The sequence below is a fragment of the Pontibacterium sp. genome, from assembly GCF_041587635.1.
In the GTDB taxonomy this organism is placed as follows: Bacteria; Pseudomonadota; Gammaproteobacteria; order Pseudomonadales; family Balneatricaceae; genus Pontibacterium.
In genome coordinates, this window is sequence record NZ_JBFGYC010000465.1 from 1 (window position 1) to 3,227 (window position 3,227).

Genomic DNA, 3,227 nt, shown 5'->3' on the forward strand with positions numbered 1-3,227 from the left:
CGACAAGACGAAAGGGCCGAAACCGGCGCTCGTGACGGTCGAAGACGACGCCGCGCAGTCGCGCTACATCATCGACAAAGTCCTGTTCGAGCGTGAAGCCGGCACGGCGCTGCGTGATCAGGCCGTGTTGTTCCGGGCCCAGATCACCGCCATCCAATTGATCATCAATAGATGCATCTTTCTTGGCGGCGCGGGCGGTGCGCTCGTCCTGAATTTTCTGTATACGCCAAGCCTGGCGACGGGTCAGTTTACGTTTTGCCATGAAAGAAGAGTGGACCACCTGTGTGTCAGATTCAGTTTGCCATTCCGCCCAGATCCGTTATTTGATCTATTGTTGGGGGTGGCTAAAGCACTAAGCTAAGGTATTCTAACCTATAGAAAAATATTAACGAGCCTTTTGGGATGGCGGGATGCATAACAGATCACTCTGTTGTCTCCGGCAATAAGGCATTTATCGGATGTGGAGGTTTTACCAGCGTGCGTACAAGTAATCTGGTTTGGATAGATCTGGAGATGACGGGCTTGGACCCGGATAGCGATTACATCATCGAGATTGCAACCATCGTCACCGATGCCAATCTGAATGTTGTGGCAGAAGGCCCTACGATGGCGATCCATCAGCCAGACTCAGCTCTGGATGCGATGGATGAGTGGTGCACTAATCAGCACGGCAAGTCTGGTTTGACCCAGCGGGTGAAAGACAGCGAAATCAGTGAGCGTGAAGCGGAACAGCGCACGATCGAATTTCTGCTGGAACACGTGGATAAGGGAGCTTCTCCTATCTGTGGCAACAGTATTGGTCAGGACCGCCGTTTCCTCTATCGCCACATGCCTGAGCTGGAAGAGTTCTTCCACTATCGTAATCTGGACGTGAGTACGATTAAAGAGCTGGCGCGCCGCTGGCGTCCTGAGGTGTTAGACGGTGTGAAGAAAAAAGGCTCTCACCTGGCGCTGGATGATATCTACGATTCTATCGAAGAGCTGCGTCACTACCGCGAAGTATTTTTTAAATTCGAAGATTAATCTTTAATACGTTTCACTCCCGGGTGAGACAAAATCGGCAGCGGCTGGGCTTGAGCGTCCAGTTGCAGCTGATCGAGTGCCCATCGAATATGCTCTCGGACCACTTCTGATGGATGGTCGATCCGGTCATTCAGCGCCGTGATGACCTGTTGCCCTCCGTTGCCATTGCCCAATGCAACCGCGATATTGCGCAGCCAGCCTTCATGCCCGGTTCGGCGAATGGCTGAGCCTTCGGTTTTTTTCAAAAAAGTCGCTTCGTCCCAACTGAACAGATTGAGCAGTTCGGCGTCGTTGAGGTTGTTGCGAGGGTAAAAATCGGCTTCTTCTGTAAAGTGCGAGAAGCGGTTCCACGGGCAGATCATCTGGCAGTCATCACAACCAAAAATCCGGTTGCCGATTTTCGAACGCAGCTCTTCGGGAATGCTGCCCTTAAGTTCAATGGTCAGATAAGAGATACAGCGCTTGCCGTCCAGGACGCCGGGTTGTGGGAATGCTTCGGTGGGGCAGACATCAATGCAGGCCGTGCATCGACCGCAATGGTTTTCAGTTTCGGGCGGATCGACTGGCAGTGGCAAGTCGATAAACAGTTCACCCAATAAAAACCACGATCCCGCCTCTTTGTTGAGGATTAAACCGTGCTTGCCCACCCAACCGATTCCGGCTTTTTGGGCCAGTGCACGCTCCATGACCGGTGCGCTATCTACAAAAGCGCGATAACCGAGGTTATCGACCTGCTCGGCGATTTTCTTGCCCAGTTGGGTCAGGCGCTTACGCATTAGTTTGTGGTAGTCGCGTCCCAGTGTGTAGCGGGCAACGTACCCTTTTTCCGGATTGCTCAGCGTTTTCAGCTTTTCGGTGTTTTCGGGCATATAGTCCATCCGTACACAGACGATGCGCTGTGTGCCGGGGACTAGAAGAGTCGGGTCCAGGCGTTTTTCAAAATGATTGTTGAGATAATCCATTTCACCCTGATAACCTGCGTCCAACCACGCTTGAAGCTTGTCTTTTTGATCGCTCAGGTCAGGAAGCGTAATGCCACATTGCTGAAACCCGAGTTCGTGTGCCCAGGTCTTAATATCCAGCGCAAGCTGATCCATTGTGTTGGGGGTGGGTGTAGGCATAATCGGGATTGTCATTACTCTATAATGAGATGGAAATATGGCATCTGTACGCAATTTTTTCTGGAGTCTGAAGCATGTCACTCGACCGAACCAAACTGCCAGCCACATTATACACGGCTGATCAGTGCCGCGCCCTTGACCGCACGGCGATTGAGCAATTTGCCATACCCGGTTTCAAACTGATGCAGCGGGCGGGGCATGCGGCCTTTGTTGTGCTGCATGAGCGCTGGTCTGAAATGCGTCAGCTCACGGTGCTCTGCGGTGGTGGCAATAATGGTGGTGATGGGTTTGTGATGGCGGTGCTGGCGCAGGCCAAAGGCATTGCCGTGCAGGTGATCTGTCTGGGGGATGAGGGCTTTGACGATCGTTTGCGTGGTGAAGCGCTGGAAGCATGGCAGTGGATGAGGGCACAAGGCATTGAGGTCGAATACTTTCGTTCCGGTATGTCTTTCTCCGGTGATGTGGTGGTGGACGCAATGTTAGGGACCGGGCTGGGTGGTGAAGTGCGTGGTCAGGCGAGGCAGGCCATCGATCAACTCAATCGCAGCGGGAAACCTGTCTTGGCGGTCGATATCCCTTCCGGTTTATGCAGCGATACAGGTGCAGCACTGGGCAGCGCCGTGTGTGCCGACTGCACGGTCACGTTTATCGGCGTTAAGCAGGGGCTGCTGACGCATGAAGCGGTGGATCACGTCGGGCAGTTGTACTTTGATAGCTTAAAGCTGCCCGAAGATGTATATGAGCTGGTGCCAGTTAGCGCTTTTCGTACCGCCGATATTGACCGGGAAGAGTTGCTTCCGGCGCGGGCGCGCTCGGCCCATAAAGGTACGAATGGACGTATTCTGGTTGTGGGTGGCGATCTGGGGATGGGCGGCGCGGCGCTTATGGCGGCGGAGTCTGCAGCGCGAACAGGCGCGGGACTCATTACCTTGGCTACCCGTCCTGAGCATGTCCCGGCGGCGTTGGTGCGCGTACCGGAAGTGATGACTCACGGCATCAGCAGCGCAGGGCAACTTGAACCGCTGCTGGATGTGGCAGATGTTATTGTTGTGGGGCCGGGGTTGGGGCGTGGAGCCTGGGGGC

4 protein-coding genes are annotated in these 3,227 nt (G+C 54.3%); 3 read left to right on the top strand and 1 reads right to left on the bottom strand.

Features of this window, described 5'->3' with window-relative positions; genetic code table 11:
* Both ABYW01_RS17520 and orn read left to right on the top strand, forming a co-directional pair.
* A partial coding sequence (locus tag ABYW01_RS17520) for a hypothetical protein (RefSeq protein WP_372835251.1) occupies positions 1-361 on the top strand: 361 nt, incomplete at its 5' end.
* 116 nt (positions 362-477) lie between these two features.
* Entirely contained in the window at positions 478-1,023 is a 546-nt protein-coding gene (orn, locus tag ABYW01_RS17525) for an oligoribonuclease (protein WP_372835253.1), read from the top strand.
* On the opposite strand, the gene queG is transcribed toward orn, so the two are convergent.
* The gene (gene queG, locus ABYW01_RS17530; RefSeq protein WP_372835256.1) at positions 1,020-2,120 is read right to left on the bottom strand and encodes a tRNA epoxyqueuosine(34) reductase QueG; all 1,101 of its coding nucleotides are present in this window, start codon (positions 2,118-2,120) and stop codon (positions 1,020-1,022) included. The two genes, orn and queG, sit on opposite strands and share 4 nt — an antisense overlap.
* A 98-nt stretch (positions 2,121-2,218) precedes the next feature.
* Here queG and ABYW01_RS17535 point away from each other — a divergent pair.
* Positions 2,219-3,227: NAD(P)H-hydrate epimerase (locus tag ABYW01_RS17535; RefSeq protein ID WP_372835259.1), on the top strand; the 1,009-nt coding region annotated here is incomplete at its 3' end.